The sequence below is a fragment of the Acinetobacter sp. 24-47-39 genome (assembly GCF_056783825.1).
On sequence record NZ_JBWYIP010000008.1, the window covers coordinates 129,507 to 150,244 of the forward strand.

A 20,738-nucleotide genomic window follows, 5' to 3' on the forward strand; every position below is an offset into this window, starting at 1 on the left:
TTAATCTAGGTAACCTTGGCATTGAAGCAGTTGAATCAACACACAGCCATCTGCTTCATAGAGCTGACCTAACTTCGTGTAAGGATCACCATCGAGCGCTAACATCTGTGCAAATGCAGGTTCAGTTTTTATACCTTTTCGCTTAAGGCGAATGATTTCCTGTTTAAATTGGTCATTTGCCAAATCTAATATTTTACGTTCAACATAGAAGTGCTGGAATCCCGCCTGCTGATGAATTGGTGTTGTAGAACAAAATATCTCAATTGACCAAGCATAATATTCAAATCGGCAAATCCAAGTATCACGTTCAAAATAACTTCGCTCAATGCACCATGCCTTATATGTTTGAAATAATTTTAGTGTTTCAATCAAATGATTCTCTTGCTCAATCGGATAACTACAAATGAGGTCGATATCACTTTGTGCTGTTGCAATTTCTAAAGGTGGCGTACCGACCACTGTAACTTGATACCGCTTGAGTATTTCCATAAGGTTTAAGTCATCAATGACTTTTTGAAAGTGTATTTTTTTCATTGTTATTTTTAATCTCTAAGATGATTCAACTTTAAAGCGGTTGAATCCCCCAATATGAATTACTTTAACCCTCAGCAGAAAAGCTTAAGCAATTAAAGTTATTTTTGATTTTCGATAACATCTAACGCATAAACAGTTTTAATATAATTTCGATACTGCGTTGAATAAGAGATTTCCAAACAACGCATAAGGTATGCTTTCTCTTTTGAATATTGATAGCTGCCTAACGCTTCTTTGAGCGCTTGATCAATATAATTTTGCACTTGTTTTGCCGCCTCATGGCTATGCTCACCGAGTTGAAAATATCCACCTCTCGCAATATTTGCTTCATTTGCATAAATCTCAGAATGAGATAGACAATACGCGATTCCGTAATTATGCAAATACTCTTGTGCCCTTGATAAATCATCCGCATAAATGTTTGAACTCAACAAGATACTTAAACCAATAGCAAATTTAATTTTCATTTTTAGATCACTTTCTCAACACAATAAAAAAGCGCCTTTTGGCGCTTTAAATATATTAGGGTTGTTTTAGATATGGCCATGCCGCTCTTAAATAAATAAACATGGACCACAGTGTTAAAATTACAGCGGTATACAACAAACCATATGCAACTAATTCAAGTGGTTTCCAATTGAGTAAGAACACCGAAATAGCGATCATCTGAAAAGCTGTTTTATATTTGCCAACCGTAGATACAGCCACATTGGTACGTGCACCGAGCTCAGCCATCCACTCACGCAAAGCAGAAACCGTAATCTCGCGTGAAATAATCACAATCGCAGCAAAAGCCATCGAAATTGTAGGTTGCCATTGCACCAAAACAATCAATGCTGCTGCGACCATTAATTTATCCGCAACAGGATCTAAAAAACGTCCGAATGCAGAAGTCTGATTCAATGTTCTTGCCAAATAACCATCAAACCAATCTGTGACAGCAGCAATCACAAAAATTGCAGTCAGAATGATATGACGCGTCATACCCCCTTCATGCCCACCCACACCAATCGCAGGAGGCCAATAGGCAATAATTAAAAAAACAGGTATTAACGCAATACGTGCTAGCGTCAAGATATTTGGTATATTCAGGATGCGACCTGTAGACATAGACACCGCCAGTTTGCCCCAATTACAGCTAAAATTTGCAATAAAAACTTGAGCTTTGATTCTTTAATCCGCTTACTTTAAACGATTCACTACCCGCTGTCGACTAGGCAAAAATCGCGACAGTCTGTCTACAAATTGCAACGAGACGGTCATTATGGTCCCAAATATGGGCATATTCAGTAGAATAACCATGCGCAGAATGATCTGTAAATACTTTATATTTAAACCAATCTCGTCGGTCAGCTTGAATAGGTTCTAACAGCGTCACATACCAAGAAATTGAACTTCCCGGTGCTGGTTTTTTTAATATAGGAAAAATTCCTGCAGGCCAAATATCTAACATTGCTATAAATTCAGGCATGCTCAGCGGACCTGCTTCAAATTTAGATTCTGCATATCGAAACCATCCACCAAAATCTGGCTTTTCAGCAGCCGTACAAGGGTATTTCCCTTCAGCCCAAATCAGATCATAGTTCTGATAGCATTGCGGCATAAGAGGATGATAAGGCAACTTAACTAAACTTTCAGGTGAATCATACTGTGGTGCTGAGCGAGTTTGATCCATATTCACGACTGATTCACGGTCTGAACCAAAACTTGCCAGCAGAATTCCCTGTACAGCATCATCCTGCCAAATCCGAGCCTCAATATTGGTCACAGATTTACCTTGCCTTAAAATTTCCACTGTCACTTTGACTGGCTTTTCCTGAACAGGACCCACAAATACCACACTGGTGCTCAATAATCTTTTTTGAGGGTCATGAATCATTTGTGTTGCTTTGTGTAGCATCATCGCCGTGGTTAAACCACCAAAAATGGTACGACCTTGCAACCAACCCTCAGGGATCTCCACCCATTCTTGTTGATCAATTTCTTGAAATACCTGTCCAAATGACATGCGCAACCCTTTTATTTTAAATTTCTTATCGCGCTAGCATGCTGAATTTTCAGATTGAGGTAAATGATCAATGACTCACAGGTCAATGATCATTTTGGCAAATTGATATGCATGATTACTCATGCAAGATTTTGTACACAGTCCGAGCGAGATTTGCACCAAAACCAGGGACTAAATTCAGATCCTTTTCAGAGGCTTTTAATACCCCTTGAATCCCACCAAAATGTGTTAATAAATCACGGCGGCGTTTTGGTCCTAGCCCTGGAATGGCTTCTAAAACTGACTGCCCACGACGTTTATCGCGCTTGGCACGATGTTTAGTAATGGCAAATCGATGCGCCTCATCACGAACCTGTTGAATTAAATGTAGCGCTTTATGGTCTTCAGGCAGTTGAATCTTTGTACCATCAGTGAAATGTAAGGTTTCCAAACCAGGCTTACGCCCTTCCCCTTTTGAAACCCCCACCATGAATGCATCCAATCCAAGATCTTGCATGACCTGCATTGCCATATGTAATTGCCCTTTACCACCATCGATGAGAAGCAAGTCTGGTAACATTGCCTTCTTATAACGTCGTGTTAAAGCCTGACGCATGGCAGCATAATCATCACCGCCAGTGATATCTTCGATAGCAAACTGACGGTAATCACGCTTACGAGCCCCTCCACTATCAAAGACAACACAAGAAGCGATCGTTGCTTCGCCCATCGTATGGGATATATCAAAACATTCGATACGATCAATTGGACGTCCGACCACCTCTTCTAACTGATGAAAACGTTCATTCAATTCATAATGGTTAGCAAGTTGTCCTTTAATGGCATGCTGTACATTCATGGTCGCAAGCTCGAGCCATTCTGCACGGGTTTCTCGAACTTTTGATTTAATCAGAATTTTTTTGCCAAAATTTTGTTGTAGTGCCTCTTCTATGTCTTTTTTGTCTGGCAGCTCCACGTTGACGATTAATTCTGTTGGAATCTCATCGGCAACTTGGAAATAAAAGTTCGCGATAAAATCTGCCAGCATTTGTCCCAAATCATCGCCCAACATATCTGGGAAATAACTTTTTCCTCCCAACATCTTGCCATTACGCACATGCATAATCTGAACGCACGTTACCCCCGCTTGGTATGCGATCGCCAATATATCTGCTTCACCTTTGACTTTATAAATCGCTTGTTGCGTTTGTACATCACGCAATAATGCCATCCGATCACGATAAAAAACGGCTTTTTCAAATTCGAGAGCTTCTGCTGCCGCTTCCATTTTGGCAATTAATTCTTGATTAAGCTCACGTGTATCCCCTTGTAAAAAACGAATTGAGTTATCGACATCATCTTTATAATCTTCAGGTGATATCATGCCCACACATGGAGCTGAGCAACGTTTAATTTGATACTGCAAACACGGTCTTTTACGTTGCGCAAAATAACTATTTTCACATTGGCGGACATTGAATAATTTTTGTAAGACCACCAATGTATCACGTGCATTAAAAGCACTTGGATAAGGTCCAAAAAATTTACCTGCTTGATGTTTCCCCTTACCACGACCTGCTGCAATACGTGGATAAGGCTTATCACTGGACACAAAAATATAGACGTAAGATTTATCATCTCGCAGCATGATGTTATACGGCGGTCGATGAAGCTTAATTAAGTTTTGTTCAAGAAGTAATGCTTCCGTTTCTGAGCGGACCACCATGGTTTCAATATCATGAATGCGGGCAACTAAAGCCTGTGTTTTGGGATGCTCAATGGTTTTAACAAAATAGCTAGAAACACGATTTTTTAAATTCTTCGCTTTTCCCACATACAACAACTCTCCATCTTTACCTAACATGCGATAGACACCAGGCAAAGTCGTAAGATTGGCTAAGATTTTTTCAATGTGTTCACGTGCGTTTTCGTTCACAAGCAGCCTTTAATGTAGAGTCAGACATTCATGCAACAGCATGAGCTTATTGTGATGGTAACGCGCTCTATTTCAAGTGCATTTCGGTAGACGATTTTAAAACCTTGTTGATCCAACAGTTCAGGGCAATGATCGCAGATTTTATAATCAGCTGATTGTTAAAAAGTCTGAGTTGTTAAATTCAAGTTTGATATGCTTTTCAACTGATTCATTCATGGATGCGCCAACATGACTGCGACCGATCGTGCTTTTCACGCCATACAACCTGCACTCTCATCCCATAGTCCTTCAGAAAAAGATCGACTCATTGGAAAGTCTCGCTTTCATTTTGAACCAGCCAAAGTGATGCAGTTATTGCGTGATCGTATCATTGGGCAAAATCCAGCCTTAGATGAAATCGAAAAAATGCTTCACGTGGTCAAAGCTGACTTTTCAAGTCCTGAACGCCCCTTGTCCGTCACCTTAATGCTTGGACCAACAGGTGTTGGTAAAACAGAGACTGTTCGTTTGATTGCTGAAGCGATTTATGGTCGTCCTGATGCGTTTTGTCGTATCGATATGAATACACTGGCTCAAGAACATTATGCAGCCGCTTTAACAGGCGCTCCGCCCGGATATGTCGGTTCGAAAGAAGGTCACAGTTTATTCGATGAAACTGCGATTAATGGCTCTCATACCCGTCCTGGCATTATGCTGTTTGATGAACTTGAAAAAGCCTCTCCCGAAGTGATTCGTGGCTTAATGAATGTGTTGGATACAGGTCGTCTAACCCTTACTGCTGGAACAAAAACGATTGATTTTCGTAATTGTATGATCTTTATGACCAGTAATGCAGGAGCACGCGCAGCACAACAATATTTAGATAAATTAAATGTTTTACCGCAAAAACTTCAAAATCTATGTTTAAAACGCCTACCCACGAAAGCCATTATTGAAAAAATACTGCATCGCAGTTTTGATCCCGAATTTCTGAATCGAATTGATCGTGTCCTTCATTATCAACCTGTTCAAGATGATGCACTCCCTAAGTTGGTTGATATTGAACTGGAAAAACTCAACATTCGTTTGCAACATCAAAAACGTCAGGTTCATTTATCAGACCTTGCCAAAGTATATTTCTATCAGGGTCATGATATCCGCTTTGGGGCACGTCATTTAGCACGTAAAATAAGAACTGAACTAGAACCCATTATTGCGATCTACTTTCTAAAGCATCCAGATCAACTTCATCTCAAGCTGGATTGCAAAGACGGTCAGCTCACGATCATCAATTAATAAAAAAAGCCCATTATGGGCTTTTTTTAAACAAATCATCTTAAACCAGGAATCGTGACAAAGGATTCTGCTGCCGTTTTATTATAATACGTACACCCTTTTTCAATATTTGCCATTAACAACTGATAACGCTGTCTATTTTCTGCAACATCATCGTTCATTAACAATTTTTCATAGAGTTTATATTCATCATCAGTCGTACGCTTCAAAGTTTGATGATATTCAGCAGGATATAGTTTGCTTTCAAATTCAATGGCTGTTGAATCATCTAAACTAATCTTCATACTGGTGTCAAAAATACTGCTAAAATTCATACCCATCCAACGATCTTTAGCGAGTTGAAATTTAACAATTGGATTTTTGTCATTTAAAAGATCAAGATACAGCAAGTTATCTTCATAAAATTGGTTAAAACTCTCTTCCAATGGTTCACTCGTGTTTGGATAGAGTTGTAAATAATCTACTCTGTTTTGTTCTGCTTTCTTTCTATAACAATAGCTACCTGAAGAAAAATTTTTAAGACCATCTTTGGCGATAAACAATCTCACATTAGGGCTCAAATCATTTCGATCAATGTTGCGATAACCTGGTAAAACTGTATCAAAAACATTTTTACCCGATAGGTTTACACGCTCCATTTCGATATCCGTTTGGATGTCACCAATGATATTCATCGTCCAATGACTAGGACTATTCACACTGAGCGTATTTTGGGCTTGATCATAGGTTTGATAGATACGATTTCGCGTCACAATCACACTATTCAACGGTTTAAAACTATCCGTATAAGTAAATTGTCCATTTTGAAATTCAATATAATTTAAGCCGAATCGATCATTGGAATTATAGTAAATTGAATAGAGTTGATCACCGTTTCGAAATTGTGTACTCGGTGATGATTCATACGAATCTCCCGACCCACCGCCGCCACAGGCACTTAAAAAAAACGGTAAAACACTTAGTACTAATATTGTTTTTTTGAGATTCATTTGAATTTTCTTTTGTATATTTTACACACAAAAGAATAGCTTTTATTGAACAACTTCTCAATTTTAATTTACATCATTTTAAGTAAAATTAAAAAATGCGCCCTGAGGCGCATTTTGATCTAAATGGTCTTAAAACACATAAGGTCGAATAAAAATCAGGAAGAATATCCCTAACATCAAGAACCATTTTAAAAAGTAATATAACTGACGGTTCTTCGCTTTCAGTGCTTTTGCTTTCACACGCAAGCGATAAATATAACCAAATGCTTTGTTCAGACCACCCGTTTGATCCCCTGCTTCATTCGGTGAACTTGCCGCAGTCATTACATTTTTACCAAACCAATGATTAAACCGTTCCATCCAACGTGTCTTTAAAGGGCGCTCTACATCAGCAAAGAAAATAATACGATTTTGATCCGTCGTGTTTTCTGCATAATGAATGTAGGTTTCATCAAACACAACGCTTTCACCATCTCTCCATGAATATCGCTGACCATCTACATCAATAAAGCAACGATCATCATTTGGCGTCAACAACCCTAAATGATAGCGTAAAGATCCCGCATAAGGATCACGATGACGAACCAATCGACTATCAGGAGCAAGCTCAGTAAACATCGCCGCTTTAATGGTTGGCAATGTTTTAAGCAATGCTGTCGTTTTAGGGCACAGTTCTGCTGCTGAAGGATGTGCAGAGTCATACCATTTTAAATAAAAACGCTTCCAACCAGTTTTAAAAAATGAGTTAAAGCCTAGGTCATCATATTTTTCAGAGGCTTTGATCCCACCCTGCTCATATAAAGCTTTGGCTTCATCACGAATCATTTCCCAATTTTCATCTAACACTTTTAAATCTTTAAAATGCTGTGTGTCGATATAAGGCTGGTTTGGCACCTTAGAGAACATATACATCAAAAAATTAATAGGTGCCAAAATGGTCGAATGATCAAAGAATTGACGATAGAACGAATGTCGTACTTTTCCACGACGTTGAATATACAGTGCCGATATGATGAATATCGCGAGAATAATCCACTTGATCATTGATTGACTCGGTTTATCTTTGGTTAGCGGGTTAAATGAGGAGATGCTGCACCTAAATTGGAAGTGAATTGTTCCAATTTAGGTGTATAGATAATCACGTAAATTGTATAACGACTACCCCAAACAACGAAACATTGTGTTCTACAAATAGACTTTTGATGGCTTTATATTTCAGTTTATTGACTTTTATGACGAAATTTAAAGTGCAAAATAACTTGAAATTACCTACCTACCCCAGATATAAGTTGAAGTGTTTTTAAATAAAATGCCAATTGAAACAATCGCTTTATTGTAAGAAGAACAAACTCTACATTCGCATCTGCTGTTTTATAACGCATGCTGGTGCAATAAATAGATGACCATTGCGTCACGGCTTGATACAACTTGTTATGTTCTTTTTCGATATAGTTATCGTAAGATTAGCGAAGCTTTAATGTGCGCAGGAAATACGCACTTGCTTCACAACATCAACTTAGAAGTCCTCCAAAAAAAAGGAGATCAGGGCATGATCCACGCTGGCAATGCCATTACCGTCCAAATGCTTTCGGACGGAATTGCAGAATTCCGCTTTGACTTACAAGGTGAGTCGGTTAATAAATTCAACCGCGCAACAATTGACGACTTTAAAGCTGCAATTGCTGCTGTTCAATCAAACGCTGAGATCAAAGGTCTTATCGTTACATCTGGTAAATCTACATTTATTGTTGGTGCAGACATCACTGAGTTTGGTGAAAACTTTGCGCAAGGCGAACAAGTCATTGTAGATTGGGCAATGCCTGTTCATGAAATCTTCAACTCATTCGAAGATTTAAATATTCCTAAAGTTGCTGCAATCAATGGTATGGCATTGGGCGGCGGTTTCGAAATGTGCTTGGTGTGTGACTATCGCGTGATGTCAGAATCAGCACAAGTTGGTCTTCCAGAAATTAAACTTGGGATCATTCCTGGTTTCGGTGGTACCGTTCGTCTAAGCCGTTTAATCGGTATCGATAACGCTGTTGAATGGATGGCAATGGCGAACCCGAAAAAAGCACCTGCTGCACTTAAAGATGGTGCGGTCGATGCTGTAGTCGCTGCTGATAAACTACAAGATGCTGCGATCTCTATCGTTAAACAAGCAATCGAAGGTCGTTTAGACTGGAAAGCAAAGCGTCAAGAAAAATTAGATCCAATTAAGTTGAATCCATTAGAACAAATGATGGCTTTCAACTCGTCTAAAGGTGTGGTGCTTGCGAAAGCTAATCCTGCACAATACCCTGCGCCAAAATTATTGCTTGATTCTATGCAAGCAGGTTCAAGCTTAGATCGTGCTGGTGCACTTCGCCAAGAAGCTGAACACTTTGCAAAAGCAGCGGTAACGCCACAAGCAGGCGCGTTGATTGGTCTATTCATCAACGACCAAGTTGTGAAGAAAACTTCGAAAAAATATGAACAAGGCGCTCACCCTGTAAATCAAGCTGCAGTACTTGGTGCAGGTATCATGGGTGGTGGTATTGCTTATCAAGCGGCAAGCAAAGGCACACCAATTATCATGAAAGATATTGGTAACCCACAACTTGCTTTAGGAATGAAAGAAGCAAACGGTCTTCTGACTAAACAAGTTGAACGTAAGAAAATCAAGCCTGCTCAAATGGGTGAAACGCTTGCACGTATCCGTCCGACATTAAGCTATGATGAGTTTAAAGAAGTCGATATCGTGATCGAAGCGGTAACAGAAAATCCGAAAGTGAAAGGCATCGTACTCAAAGAAACTGAATCTAAAGTACGTGAAAACACGATCATTGCATCAAATACCTCTACGATCTCAATCACGCGTTTGGCTGAGAACCTTGAACGTCCTGAGAACTTTGTAGGGATGCACTTCTTTAACCCAGTGCATATGATGCCTTTGGTTGAAGTGATCCGCGGTGAAAAAACTTCACCTGAGGCGATTGCAACGACTGTCGTACTCGCTCAAAAAATGGGTAAAACTCCTATCGTTGTCAATGACTGCCCGGGCTTCCTTGTAAACCGCGTATTGTTCCCTTACTTTGGTGCGTTTGACCTTCTTCTTAAAGACGGCGCTGACTTCCAACAAGTCGACAAAGTGATGGAAAAATTTGGCTGGCCAATGGGTCCTGCATACTTAATGGACGTTGTCGGTATTGATACTGGCGTTCACGGTGCAGAAGTGATGGCTGAAGGTTTCCCTGACCGTATGAAGCCTGATTTCAAAGGTTCAATCCAAACAATGTATGAAGCACAACGTCTTGGTCAAAAGAACGATGTTGGTTTCTACAAATATGAATTGGACAAGAAAGGCAAGAAAGCAAAAACTGTTGATCCAACAGCGTATGACGTAATTGCTTCTGTCGTGACTGGTGAAAAACGTGAATTTGATCCTCAAGAGATCATTGACCGTATGATGATTGCTTTCTGTAACGAAACTGTTCGTTGCTTAGAAGACAACATCGTTGCAACACCAAACGAAGCAGATATGGCAATGATCATGGGTGTAGGCTTCCCTCCATTCCGTGGTGGTCCATGCCGTTACATCGATCAAACTGGTGTAGCTGAGTATGTTTCGCTTTGCGACAAGTATGCGCATTTAGGTAAGGCTTATGAAGCGCCACAAATGTTGCGTGACATGGCTGCTAACAACAAAAAATTCTACGGTTAAGGAGCAACGTGAATGGCTACTTTAAATCCACGTGACGTTGTCATCGTTGATGGCGTACGTTCAGCAATGGGTAAAACCAAAAATGGTATGTTCCGCAATGTACGTGCCGATAACTTATCTGCTGAATTAGTTCGTGCATTGGTTGCTCGTAACCAGTTTGATGTGAACGAAGTTGAAGATGTGATCTGGGGTTGTGTGAACCAAACTCTAGAGCAAGGCATGAACATCGGTCGTAACATCGTGTTATTGGCAGACTTACCAAAAACTGTTGCAGGTCAAACTGTTAACCGTCTTTGCGGTTCTTCAATGCAAGCAATTCATACCGCAGCTGCTCAAATTGCGACTAACCAAGGCGATATCTTCATCATCGGTGGTGTTGAGCACATGGGCCACGTTGGCATGATGCATGGTATCGACTTGAATCCACAAGCATCTAAACATTATGCGAAAGCATCTAACATGATGGGCTTAACTGCTGAAATGTTAGGTCGTATGAATGGCATTAGCCGTGAAGAGCAAGACGCTTTTGGTGTTGAATCTCACCGTCGTGCTTGGGCTGCTACTCAAGAAGGTCGTTTCAAAAACGAAATCATTGGTGTTGAAGGTCATGATGCAAATGGCTTCAAAATCCTATGTGATGTAGACGAAGTGATTCGTCCAGATGCGAACCTTGAAGCATTTAAAGCGTTACGTCCTGTGTTTGACCCTAAAGGCGGTACAGTGACTGCTGCTACATCATCAGCATTGTCTGACGGTGCATCTGCAATGTTATTGATGTCTGCTGAGCGTGCACAAGCATTAGGTCTTAAGCCACGTGCTGTAATTCGCTCTATGGCGGTTGCAGGTTGTGATGCTGCGATCATGGGTTATGGTCCAGTTCCAGCAACTCAAAAAGCGCTTAAACGTGCTGGCTTGAGTATTGGTGACATTCAAACTGTTGAGTTAAACGAAGCATTTGCTGCTCAAGGTCTTTCAGTATTGAAAGGTCTAGGTTTACATGACAAACAAGACATCGTGAACTTAAACGGTGGTGCGATTGCGCTTGGTCACCCATTGGGCTGTTCTGGTGCGCGTATCACAACGACGTTGTTAAACGTGATGGAACAACAAGATACACAAATCGGTCTTGCGACGATGTGTATCGGTCTTGGTCAAGGTATCGCAACTGTGATCGAACGTGTTTAAGTTTTAAATACGTGACCAAAAGAAACCCCGCTTAATGCGGGGTTTTTTCTCTTAAAAAAATCTTGTTAAAAAATTTATAAATATGAAGAAAAAAAAGACATATTTCTATCCAGTATTTTATATCATTCTCAGTCTTATAATTTTCTATTTTGGATGGAAGTTAGAAAATCAATATGAATTGCCTTTCTTTAATCCTCTATTAGTTTCTAGTATTGCTTATGGATTGGCTATTACTTTTTTAACTCCCATTTTTCTTGTTATTATCAATCAGTTTTATGTCCGAGAAATTGAGGAGAATCGCAAAAAATTCCGTTATAAAAAAATTAATAAATTCATGAATTATTTTATATTTATACTTCTTACAGGGTTTGTGTTATTTTTTGTTTGGAGGTTATTCTCCCCGCAATTTATCACGCTTTCAAACTTCGCTCTGATCAAAATAAATGAAGTCATTGGCAAGCCAGTTATCAAAGAATTTCTATTTAACGGTACGGTACAAGCTAATCCAACTCATCAACAAAAAATTAATATTGGCTCACACAAACATTCTATTTATGTTATTGATACTGTTACTCACAAGATAAATTTTACGCTATCTGATAATAAGAGAGAATACTCATTAAAGCAGTATTGCTTAACTCAAAATTTGAACCTTAATATTCAGAAATATAAAATTCAAATTGAAGGTTATAATTCTTTTTTGGGCTTTAGTGCTCAACAAAATCAACACTTGAGCAACCATGTATCTGCTCAACAAAATATCAATTTAGATCTTAACACTTTAAATTCATGTGAATTAATCTACTATAATTTACCTAGGCTTTAAGATAATTTGCAAATTATCAAACGTGTTTAAGTTTAGATACGTGACTAGAAGAAATCCCGCTGTTTGCGGGATTTTTATACTTTAGAAATCAAATTTTATTTTAGATTACTCCGCCATCCATCACCCAACAACTGATTTAAACGTTGCTCATCAAAGGTCATTGGAATCGCGCCTCCACCCTGTTGTATATGAGTCAATGCTTTGTCCCGATCAATCCCTAAAGGCTCCAACATTCTAAAAATGCCTGAACTCGGATCATTCGACTGTAAACCTGCTGCAACAGACAAAACATACTGCTGCTGTAAAGGTGATAGATGACTCATATCAGGCACTGGGGTTTTTGGTTGAATATTCAGTGCAGGTGAACTTTGCTCTAAAGCAGCATTTTGAATATCCTGTTCTTTTTTGATCACTTGATGTTGCAAAGATTGACGCACCTTTTGATCTTCTTGAAAAGGTGTAACAGTCGTCACAACTTCATCACGTAAGTCATCGTCCGCCAACAATTGAATTGAAGGCAAGCTCGCAATATTTTCGGCATGAGTCAAACTCATCAGCAAAGCTGAGATCACACCGAACATCAAACATAATTTAGAATTAGTCATAAGCAAGACTCTGACATGCATCGTTCAAATCGAGCACCAAGAAAGAAGAATAACTAAACAAATAGAACCATTCTTTAATTAAACTACACCAATTTATTTACGTATTCATCAGTACTCAGATAAATGGTTTCAAGTGTTTTTTAAAAGTTTTGCTAAGCAACTGAATTTCAAGACTCGGTCTGATTTTACAAATATGGACTTCAAAGCTTAACTTCAATTCATTATAAAAATAGAAAACTCATACATATCCATCAGCCATGAAAACTAAAATAAAAAACAGCCTAGTCGTTATATTTTTATGTCTCACATCACTCTGGGCAATCTTATTCATTTGGACACATCAGCCTGTTAATGCCATTTTCACTTATGCACTGATCTTGTTTTGGGTTGGACTTACCATCATTACAGGGATATTCCATTTCAAGCAACACAGCTCTAAGCCCTATTTCACATGGGCGTATTTGATTATTTTTTTGATTGCCATGATTAGCTTTTTTTCCTTAGAACCACGCAATGATCGCGTTTGGCAGGATGAAACCGACAAAATTATTCAATTCCAATTCAAAGATGGCAAAGTGGAATTACAGAATGTCAGAAATTTTATTTGGCACAGTGATAAAGACTACGTGACGCGATGGGAAACACGACAATACGATTTAGAAAAGTTAGATCGTATAGATTTAGTGGTATCTCATTTTATGCAAGGTCCTATTGCGCATGTTTTTATTACATTTGGTTTTGATGATGGCGAACATCTCGCATTTTCTTTAGAGGTTCGTCAGGAAAAGGATGAAGGTTTCTCCACCATTGGCGGTTTTTTTCGGCAGTATGAATTAGCACTGGTCGTAGGTGATGAAAATGATTTGATTTATACACGCTCAAATATTCGCGAAGAAGATGTCTATATTTATCCAATTCAAATGAATCAAACCGAAATTCAGATGTTGTTTTTAGAATTCCTGAACAAAGCCAATCGGCTGAATCATACCCCAGTTTGGTATAACACCTATATCAGTAATTGTACGACCATCTTGTTTGATTTATTAGAACATGCAGTAGGACAAATTCCACGAGACTATCGAGTTACCTTACCAGGCTTAATTCCAAACTATCTATATGACAAAAAAGTCCTCGATAATGGTATCACCTTAGATCAATGGAAAGAAAAAGCGCATATTAATCCTAAAATTGAGCATGTTCATGATGTACATTTACTTTCAAGTAAAGCCTTTTCTGCCTCACTCCGTGAGTAAAGCAGGCGTCCATTGTTTATAACCACGCTGAAAGAAACAACCAAGAAAGAATGTTTATTGCGTTTCTTCCTGAACAGCAGGCTCTGAACTTGGACTTTGATTCACTGTTTGTGCTTCAATCACTTCGGCATTTTGATTTTTTAACTGATCAATTTCACGTTGTAATTGATTTAATTCACGATATAACTCGTTAAAACGATTCACACTAAGATCACTTTTAAATAGGATCATTTCATTACGGCGTTGCCAGTCATGATTCTTCAAAAACTCAAACATTTCTTCAGCTTTTTTTGTGATTTTAAGTTCTAAAGCAAACAAAGCTTGATCATTATTATGCTGTCGGCTAAATTTTAACTTTTCTTTCATTGGCTCACGCAAGTCTGCTTTCATCTCCAAAGCATCAAGCGCTTGTAAAGCTGTCGCATAAATTTGTTGGTCACGCGTTTGATATTCAGATTGAATTTTTTTCACTTGGACAAACATCTTTTCGGTGTCTTGATATTTATTCTTTTTATCTAATTCTAGGCGACGAACGTTCAGAAACTCATCCCACTTGGCTTGATCTAACTCACGTAAATACATATTTCTTGATTCAATATTGTCTACCCAATACTTCAAAATAAATTCAGAAAGTACCTTATAGTCACCATCCAAACGCTCATCTTCAACTTTAAAATTCAGAGGGGTTTTCCAATCCTTCGCTTGAACATAAAGCTGCTCAATTTTTTCCGTCATCACCAAATCAAATTGTTGACGTTGCACTTCATCATTTTTTTCATTTTGCGCGTAGGCACAATAACCAAATAATAAGGTCACCATGACGATAACCACCGCTAAAATTCCGCGCATCTCAAACTCCTATCCTTTTTTTGTTTGAGTAATGAATCACTTGCGAACAATGACAAGCACATGATGTGTATTGTATAGCATATTTTTTAAGCAGAAATAGGAATGAATTTAGTGGATATTGCTGTGATTTTGTCGATTTATTCGTGATTCTGTGATCAAGTTTCAATAATTTATTACGCAAAATTCATATTTTTGACAGAAATATATCGGGTTGAAACTCTGCGTTTCAGATTTAGACCTTTAATTTTGTTGTCATTGCCCACACTATAGATTCATAAATGATGATTAGAGATTTTTTATGCGTGTAGATGTGTGGTCAGATGTAGTATGCCCTTTTTGCTATATCGGAAAAAAACGTTTAGAAGCAGCAGCTGCTGCAACTGGTGTAGAACTTGAAGTCCATTGGCACAGTTTTCAGCTAGATCCTGATGCACCGCCACGTCAAGAAGTCTCAAATAGCGAACGTTTGGCATTGAAATATGGGCGTACTGTCGCTGAAGTTGAAGAAATGCAATGCAATATTGCGGAAATGGCAAAAGCAGAAGGCATCGAGTTCAATTGGGAAAATGCCAACTCAGGAAATACATTCAACGCCCATCGAATTATTCATCATGCACAAAGCTTAGGATTGGGTTCGGAAGCAAAAGAAGCCTTTTTCTATAGCTATATGACCCAAGGTTTAGCCATTGGCGAGCGTGAAACCCTCGAAGATGTTGCTTCGCGCATTGGTTTAAATCCAGTTGAAGTGGATGATATTTTGGATTCTGATCAATATGCCGATTTTGTCCAATTTGATGAAGAACTTGCACGTGATCAATTGAAAGTGACTGGCGTACCATTCTTTGTATTCGATCAGCGTGTGGCTTTAGCTGGTGCTCAACCGACTCAAGTCTTCCAAGATGTGATCAACAAAGTATTAACGACTGCCAATGAACAAGCAGATCAACCCACTGTTGAAGATGCAGAAACTTGTACTGATGAACATTGTGAAGTACCACCAAGCAAATCATAAAACATCTTCGAGAACCTAAATACTGGCTTAAGATTGCATGACTTAATCAATATTTAGACTGTTATAAAAATAGAATTCAGCGTTGCATAAACAAGCCTATTCAAGTGAATTGGAACTGAATATACTTCATGTATAGATTCACTGCATGACTCTATACATGGTAAATTTTTATAGACCTCTTTCCCCAAGGAGGTCTTTTTTTATCTATAAAACAATCATTTAATAAAATTATTTCAGTTTCAAGTCTTCTCATTATCTGTTCCAATTTTAAATCACTTTAAATTCATTGTTGTTTATTGTGAATTTTGTTGAACAATTCATTAGAATAGATCAAATATTGATTTTTAATAATATCACGATGCTTAAGCCCATTTTTTTAATTTTATAAATAAATTCAGTGGCTTAACAATGAAAATGACTTAGAGCGAATATGAAAAGAATCATGCAGCAATTCAAACCGTCAACCTTAAGTCTTGTCTTAAGTTGTAGCTTTTTAAGTACTTTCGTGTATAGCCAAGATCAGATAGATCACTTGACTGATCCTTATCAAACAGATGAAATTAGTGTCAGTAGCGAATTCCCTACTTTAGACTATCCTTTAGAATTTCAACAAAAAGACTGGCCAACATCGGATGAAAATAGCTTAGGTTGGATTAACTACGTTCCTCGCATGGTTGATGCAACGCCGACACTATTCCCAGAACAATCCAATAAAAAAATATATGCCCCGACCCAAGCGACTGAAGATTTATCATGGATTGACCGACGTCAAAAATCGATTCGTCACTGGGCAGACCGAACGGCACAGCGAATCGATGGTTGGTTTGGTGAAGGCTATGAAGATGAAACTGCCAAAGCAACGCTACGTGTAATCTTTGATAATAAATGGAATAAGTATGATGATTACGAATTCAAGCCACGTATACGCGGTAAAATCGACTTACCAACCTTAGAGCGTAAATTAAGTTTAGTCTTTGGTGATGATTCACTAGATAATGAAATTGACAACAACATTGCCATTACCAATGAAAATCCCGCTGGTGATCCCGACAAAAATGTCGACACTAAGCGAATCCGTGAAGATAACAGTTCGATCGCATTACGTTGGTCACAACTGTCTGATAAGTTACCTTACGATTTAGATGCTGATTTAGGTATTCGATCTGGAGATGACATTTATGCCCGCTTAAAGGCAACAAAAGATTGGACTCTCGGGAATGATTTTTCCTTTCACGCTGAACAAATCTATCGTTATGGTATAGATAGTGAAAATTATCTAAGAACCAATTTGGAACTCACCCACGCACGTCCAAATGAAGCATTTATTTCAAATCAGCTTTATCTAACTTATGCGGATGAGCAGGATGATGATTGGACTTGGGATAATCGTACCTATCGCCAACATCAGTTTTTCCATGATAACCGCTTTAACTACGGTATGTATGTGGGTGGTTATTACAACGAAGATGATTTACGTATGAACAGTTGGGGACCTTTTGTTTCTTGGCGCCAACCCTTATTCCGCGAATGGTTCTTTGTTCAAGGTGATCTTAACTATTTTAATGACAAGCGTGAAGATCGATCACACTATCCTCGTGCATTAGTTCGTCTTGAAGCTAGATTTTAGCGCTCGATAATAGTCATAAAAAAAAGCCCATCACTGATGGGCTTTTTTTGGATCTTAGATTCTCAAATGACAGGCTTTTGAATCACGATACGATCATTACGTGTAATACGTGTTTTTTTAGGAGACGCTTCAGCTTCAGTTTTAGGTAAAACATAACCGACGCGATCTGTGCGTGCGATACGTTTACTATCCACAAAAGGATTAATATCAAATTGTGGAATTTGGTGCTTCACTACGGTTACACGATCATTTCGAACAATTTTCTTCACATCTTGTTCTGCATAAGTGACATTGGTTAAGCTCAAACAAAACATGCTAAATGCGAGCATCATTGAAGTTTTCATAGAATATTCCCAATATTTAATGATCGTTATTATAGATTAATTATTATTTTTTGATATGTTTTACAAATCGAAACTTGGACGTATTTTTTTATCATCAACATCGAAAAAATTTATCTAGTTTAACTCAAAGCTTAAATAGTTCCTTTTGCATTCTACGACGGCGCTGCATTAAAAAAGCCTATCCGAAGATAGGCTTTCGATCACAATTTAAAATATGCGCTTATTTCAATAATAAGCTGTTAATGCGTTTTAAATATGCAGCTGGATCTTCTGGTAAACCACCTTCCGCAATCATCGCTTGATCAAAAATCACATTTGCAAGATCGTCAAATTGTGCTGAACCTTCCAATTTTTTCACTAATGGATGCTCAGGGTTAATCTCTAAAATTGGCTTGCTTTCTGGGACTGCTTGACCTGCTTGTTTTAACATGCGAATCAACTGTGGAGACAATTCGCCTTCACCAGTTACCAGACACGCTGGAGAATCAACCAAACGAGTGGTTACGCGCACTTCTTTGGTTTTGTCTTTTAATGACTCAGAGAGCTTTTCAACCACAGGTTTAAACTGCTCAGCCGCCGCTTCTAATGCTTTTTTCTCTTCAGCATCCTGTAAATCACCTAAATCGACAGCACCTTTTGCGACATTCTGCATTGGTGTCCCGTCAAACTCATGAACAAATTCCATTGCCCATTCATCTACACGTTCAGTCATTAGCAGAACATCGATGCCTTTTTTCTTGAATAACTCAAGTTGTGGCGAGTTTTTAGCAGCGGCTAAGCTTTCCGCCGTTACATAATAAATCGCCTTTTGACCTTCTTTCATTGCGGCTTTGTAGTCAGCCAATGAAGTGGTGACCTCATCATTGTTTGAAGTTGCAAAGCGTAGAAGCTTCAAAATTCGGTCACGATTGGTGAAATCTTCACCCAAGCCTTCTTTTAAGACAGACCCAAACTCAGCATAAAACTTCTTAAATTTCTCTTGATCTGCTTCATCTTCAGATTTAGCTAAAGTATCTAAAGTTGTTAAGATTCGACGTGTGTTGCCTTCACGGATGGTTTTAACATCTCGACTTTCTTGAAGTAATTCACGACTCACATTCAACGGTAAGTCTGCGCTATCCACAACACCTTGTACGAAACGTAAATAGTTCGGGATGAGATTATCTGCATCGTCCATGATGAAGACACGTTTCACATAGAGCTTGATACCTGCTTTTGCTTCACGTGAGAAAATGTTGTGCGGTGCTTTACTTGGGATATACAGTAATTGCGTATATTCAGTGCTCCCTTCTACACGGTTATGCGCCCAAGTAATCGGTGCTTCAAAGTCGTGACTTAAGTTTTTATAAAACTCAATATACTGTTCTTCAGTAATGTCATTCTTACTACGTGTCCACAATGCGCTGGCAGAATTGATCGCCTCCCATTCACCCGTTTTGACATACTGGCCTGGTTTCGCTTCTTCGCCCTCAGCTGCTTCTTCTTGTTGCCATACCTCTTTTTCCATTTGAATTGGTAAACTAATATGGTCTGAATATTTATTGATAATTTGCTTTACTTTATAACTTTGCAAATAATCTAATGCGTCTTCACGCAAGTGTAGAATAATATCTGTACCGCGACCTTCTTTTGTAATTTGCTCAACTTCGAACTCGCCTGTACCACCACTGATCCAACGTACACCTTCTGAAGCTTCAGCCCCTGCACGACGTGATTCAACTGTGATTTTATCAGCAACAATGAAGCCAGAATAAAAACCGACACCAAACTGACCAATTAACTGTGCATCTGACTTTTGATCACCGGTTAATTTAGACATAAAGTCTTTAGTACCAGATTTAGCAATCGTACCCAAATTATCAATTGCTTCTTGTTGACTTAAACCAATACCGTTGTCGGAAATGGTGATGGTTTTATTATCTTTATCCAATTGTACGCGTACACGTAAATCTGGATCATTTTCATAGTATTCAGGATGATTAATCCCTTCAAAACGTAATTTATCACATGCGTCTGAAGCGTTTGAAATTAGCTCACGAAGGAAAATTTCTGGATTTGAATAAAGTGAATGCGTCACTAAATGTAAAAGCTGAGCAACTTCCGCTTGGAAACTATGTTTTTGTGTATTCTGCTCGCTCATAAACTACTCCTTAAACACATCAAAACAATTTTTTTGAATGCTTAATGAATGGTGTAGCTTCTAATTTTTTCAATGGTCAAAATTAAATTTTTTTAAAAAGGACCTTGTTTGTAAATTCGATCAAGATGTATTTCTAGTTTTTGCTGACGCATTTGATAGACATGATTTAAGCATTGCAAATTTGCTTGGCATTGATCACGTAATTCCAGCCATTTGACTTGTTCATTCTGAATGATTGATCGCATTCCCATCGGTACTAAACGACGTAGAATTTGATAAGTCGCAGCCATTTTAACATCAGCATCATTCAGGATACGATGTTCACAAACAGCTTTCTCAGTTTCGGACTGCGCCTTTTTGCAATCAAAACTCGCTGCAAATACTGGAACACTTCCACATGCAGCCAGCACAATGATGAGCTTTATGAATTGGTTCTTCATGCATACTACTCGGTTATGAGCTTTCTAGATTAT

At 38.5% G+C, this 20,738-nt stretch carries 19 protein-coding genes; 7 read left to right on the top strand and 12 right to left on the bottom strand.

Annotated elements, in window-relative coordinates; translation table 11 throughout:
- The 5 genes from AC1M9C_RS09030 to uvrC form a co-directional block, all read right to left on the bottom strand.
- A complete protein-coding gene (locus AC1M9C_RS09030; RefSeq protein WP_481587392.1) occupies positions 1 to 534 on the bottom strand; it encodes a DUF4269 domain-containing protein in 534 nt (177 codons plus the stop codon).
- A gap of 98 nt (positions 535 to 632) precedes the next feature.
- The gene (locus AC1M9C_RS09035) at positions 633 to 1,001 is read right to left on the bottom strand and encodes a hypothetical protein (protein WP_481587393.1); all 369 of its coding nucleotides are present in this window, start codon (positions 999 to 1,001) and stop codon (positions 633 to 635) included.
- 55 nt (positions 1,002 to 1,056) lie between these two features.
- Positions 1,057 to 1,644 carry a CDP-diacylglycerol--glycerol-3-phosphate 3-phosphatidyltransferase gene (gene pgsA, locus AC1M9C_RS09040; RefSeq protein WP_035265993.1) on the bottom strand — a complete coding sequence of 196 codons (588 nt, stop codon included), beginning with the start codon at positions 1,642 to 1,644 and terminating at the stop codon, positions 1,057 to 1,059.
- Positions 1,645 to 1,747: 103 nt separating this feature from the next.
- The gene (locus tag AC1M9C_RS09045) at positions 1,748 to 2,542 is read right to left on the bottom strand and encodes an acyl-CoA thioesterase (RefSeq protein WP_481587394.1); all 795 of its coding nucleotides are present in this window, start codon (positions 2,540 to 2,542) and stop codon (positions 1,748 to 1,750) included.
- Positions 2,543 to 2,657: 115 nt separating this feature from the next.
- Entirely contained in the window at positions 2,658 to 4,457 is a 1,800-nt protein-coding gene (gene uvrC, locus AC1M9C_RS09050; protein ID WP_481953564.1) for an excinuclease ABC subunit UvrC, read from the bottom strand.
- Positions 4,458 to 4,685: 228 nt separating this feature from the next.
- Between uvrC and AC1M9C_RS09055 the strand changes: the two genes are divergently transcribed.
- Positions 4,686 to 5,732 carry an AAA family ATPase gene (locus tag AC1M9C_RS09055; RefSeq protein WP_481953565.1) on the top strand — a complete coding sequence of 349 codons (1,047 nt, stop codon included), beginning with the start codon at positions 4,686 to 4,688 and terminating at the stop codon, positions 5,730 to 5,732.
- Positions 5,733 to 5,767: 35 nt separating this feature from the next.
- Here AC1M9C_RS09055 and AC1M9C_RS09060 read toward each other — a convergent pair whose 3' ends face one another.
- Both AC1M9C_RS09060 and lpxO read right to left on the bottom strand, forming a co-directional pair.
- Positions 5,768 to 6,721: a hypothetical protein gene (locus tag AC1M9C_RS09060; protein ID WP_035265985.1), complete on the bottom strand. Its 954-nt coding sequence runs from the start codon at positions 6,719 to 6,721 to the stop codon at positions 5,768 to 5,770.
- Between the two features lie 129 nt (positions 6,722 to 6,850).
- Positions 6,851 to 7,765, bottom strand: coding sequence for a lipid A hydroxylase LpxO (gene lpxO / locus AC1M9C_RS09065; RefSeq protein ID WP_035265982.1), 915 nt, complete (start codon positions 7,763 to 7,765; stop codon positions 6,851 to 6,853).
- A 505-nt stretch (positions 7,766 to 8,270) separates the two neighbouring features.
- On the opposite strand from lpxO, the gene fadB reads away from it, so the two are divergent.
- The 3 genes from fadB to AC1M9C_RS09080 all read left to right on the top strand — a co-directional run bounded on the left by fadB (position 8,271) and on the right by AC1M9C_RS09080 (position 12,435).
- Positions 8,271 to 10,424, top strand: coding sequence for a fatty acid oxidation complex subunit alpha FadB (fadB, locus tag AC1M9C_RS09070; RefSeq protein WP_481953575.1), 2,154 nt, complete (start codon positions 8,271 to 8,273; stop codon positions 10,422 to 10,424).
- A gap of 12 nt (positions 10,425 to 10,436) precedes the next feature.
- On the top strand, positions 10,437 to 11,609 hold the full coding sequence (gene fadA, locus AC1M9C_RS09075; protein WP_035265978.1) for an acetyl-CoA C-acyltransferase FadA: 1,173 nt from the start codon (positions 10,437 to 10,439) through the stop codon (positions 11,607 to 11,609).
- Between the two features lie 82 nt (positions 11,610 to 11,691).
- Positions 11,692 to 12,435 carry a hypothetical protein gene (locus AC1M9C_RS09080; RefSeq protein ID WP_481953566.1) on the top strand — a complete coding sequence of 248 codons (744 nt, stop codon included), beginning with the start codon at positions 11,692 to 11,694 and terminating at the stop codon, positions 12,433 to 12,435.
- A gap of 95 nt (positions 12,436 to 12,530) precedes the next feature.
- On the opposite strand, the gene AC1M9C_RS09085 is transcribed toward AC1M9C_RS09080, so the two are convergent.
- On the bottom strand, positions 12,531 to 13,040 hold the full coding sequence (locus AC1M9C_RS09085; protein ID WP_481953567.1) for a hypothetical protein: 510 nt from the start codon (positions 13,038 to 13,040) through the stop codon (positions 12,531 to 12,533).
- 257 nt (positions 13,041 to 13,297) lie between these two features.
- Here AC1M9C_RS09085 and AC1M9C_RS09090 point away from each other — a divergent pair, with 257 nt between their 5' ends.
- Positions 13,298 to 14,293 (top strand): Lnb N-terminal periplasmic domain-containing protein, encoded by a 996-nt coding sequence (locus AC1M9C_RS09090; protein ID WP_481953568.1) that lies wholly within the window; start codon positions 13,298 to 13,300, stop codon positions 14,291 to 14,293.
- 54 nt (positions 14,294 to 14,347) lie between these two features.
- Here the strand turns inward: AC1M9C_RS09090 and AC1M9C_RS09095 are convergent, their stop codons facing one another.
- On the bottom strand, positions 14,348 to 15,142 hold the full coding sequence (locus AC1M9C_RS09095; protein WP_481952165.1) for a hypothetical protein: 795 nt from the start codon (positions 15,140 to 15,142) through the stop codon (positions 14,348 to 14,350).
- Between the two features lie 298 nt (positions 15,143 to 15,440).
- Between AC1M9C_RS09095 and AC1M9C_RS09100 the strand changes: the two genes are divergently transcribed.
- A complete protein-coding gene (locus tag AC1M9C_RS09100) occupies positions 15,441 to 16,154 on the top strand; it encodes a DsbA family oxidoreductase (protein WP_481953569.1) in 714 nt (237 codons plus the stop codon).
- Between the two features lie 430 nt (positions 16,155 to 16,584).
- Complete coding sequence (locus AC1M9C_RS09105) at positions 16,585 to 17,781, top strand: hypothetical protein (protein WP_481953570.1); 1,197 nt, start codon at positions 16,585 to 16,587, stop codon at positions 17,779 to 17,781.
- Positions 17,782 to 17,843: 62 nt separating this feature from the next.
- Here the strand turns inward: AC1M9C_RS09105 and AC1M9C_RS09110 are convergent, their stop codons facing one another.
- The 3 genes from AC1M9C_RS09110 to AC1M9C_RS09120 all read right to left on the bottom strand — a co-directional run bounded on the left by AC1M9C_RS09110 (position 17,844) and on the right by AC1M9C_RS09120 (position 20,705).
- A complete protein-coding gene (locus AC1M9C_RS09110) occupies positions 17,844 to 18,125 on the bottom strand; it encodes a hypothetical protein (protein ID WP_092766632.1) in 282 nt (93 codons plus the stop codon).
- Positions 18,126 to 18,345: 220 nt separating this feature from the next.
- Positions 18,346 to 20,265, bottom strand: a complete 1,920-nt coding sequence (htpG, locus tag AC1M9C_RS09115; RefSeq protein ID WP_092766631.1) for a molecular chaperone HtpG — start codon at positions 20,263 to 20,265, stop codon at positions 18,346 to 18,348.
- A gap of 92 nt (positions 20,266 to 20,357) precedes the next feature.
- Positions 20,358 to 20,705 (bottom strand): lysozyme inhibitor LprI family protein, encoded by a 348-nt coding sequence (locus tag AC1M9C_RS09120; RefSeq protein ID WP_035265964.1) that lies wholly within the window; start codon positions 20,703 to 20,705, stop codon positions 20,358 to 20,360.
- Positions 20,706 to 20,738: the final 33 nt, after the last annotated feature.

Bases quoted from the DNA above. Each gene is read 5' to 3' on its own strand.
- AC1M9C_RS09030 (WP_481587392.1), bottom strand. From the start codon at position 534: ATGAAAAAAATACACTTTCAAAAAGTCATTGATGACTTAAACCTTATG.
- AC1M9C_RS09035 (WP_481587393.1), bottom strand. From the start codon at position 1,001: ATGAAAATTAAATTTGCTATTGGTTTAAGTATCTTGTTGAGTTCAAAC.
- pgsA (WP_035265993.1), bottom strand. From the start codon at position 1,644: ATGTCTACAGGTCGCATCCTGAATATACCAAATATCTTGACGCTAGCA.
- AC1M9C_RS09045 (WP_481587394.1), bottom strand. From the start codon at position 2,542: ATGTCATTTGGACAGGTATTTCAAGAAATTGATCAACAAGAATGGGTG.
- AC1M9C_RS09055 (WP_481953565.1), top strand. From the start codon at position 4,686: ATGACTGCGACCGATCGTGCTTTTCACGCCATACAACCTGCACTCTCA.
- AC1M9C_RS09060 (WP_035265985.1), bottom strand. From the start codon at position 6,721: ATGAATCTCAAAAAAACAATATTAGTACTAAGTGTTTTACCGTTTTTT.
- lpxO (WP_035265982.1), bottom strand. From the start codon at position 7,765: ATGATCAAGTGGATTATTCTCGCGATATTCATCATATCGGCACTGTAT.
- fadB (WP_481953575.1), top strand. From the start codon at position 8,271: ATGATCCACGCTGGCAATGCCATTACCGTCCAAATGCTTTCGGACGGA.
- fadA (WP_035265978.1), top strand. From the start codon at position 10,437: ATGGCTACTTTAAATCCACGTGACGTTGTCATCGTTGATGGCGTACGT.
- AC1M9C_RS09080 (WP_481953566.1), top strand. From the start codon at position 11,692: ATGAAGAAAAAAAAGACATATTTCTATCCAGTATTTTATATCATTCTC.
- AC1M9C_RS09085 (WP_481953567.1), bottom strand. From the start codon at position 13,040: ATGACTAATTCTAAATTATGTTTGATGTTCGGTGTGATCTCAGCTTTG.
- AC1M9C_RS09090 (WP_481953568.1), top strand. From the start codon at position 13,298: ATGAAAACTAAAATAAAAAACAGCCTAGTCGTTATATTTTTATGTCTC.
- AC1M9C_RS09095 (WP_481952165.1), bottom strand. From the start codon at position 15,142: ATGCGCGGAATTTTAGCGGTGGTTATCGTCATGGTGACCTTATTATTT.
- AC1M9C_RS09100 (WP_481953569.1), top strand. From the start codon at position 15,441: ATGCGTGTAGATGTGTGGTCAGATGTAGTATGCCCTTTTTGCTATATC.
- AC1M9C_RS09105 (WP_481953570.1), top strand. From the start codon at position 16,585: ATGAAAAGAATCATGCAGCAATTCAAACCGTCAACCTTAAGTCTTGTC.
- AC1M9C_RS09110 (WP_092766632.1), bottom strand. From the start codon at position 18,125: ATGAAAACTTCAATGATGCTCGCATTTAGCATGTTTTGTTTGAGCTTA.
- htpG (WP_092766631.1), bottom strand. From the start codon at position 20,265: ATGAGCGAGCAGAATACACAAAAACATAGTTTCCAAGCGGAAGTTGCT.
- AC1M9C_RS09120 (WP_035265964.1), bottom strand. From the start codon at position 20,705: ATGAAGAACCAATTCATAAAGCTCATCATTGTGCTGGCTGCATGTGGA.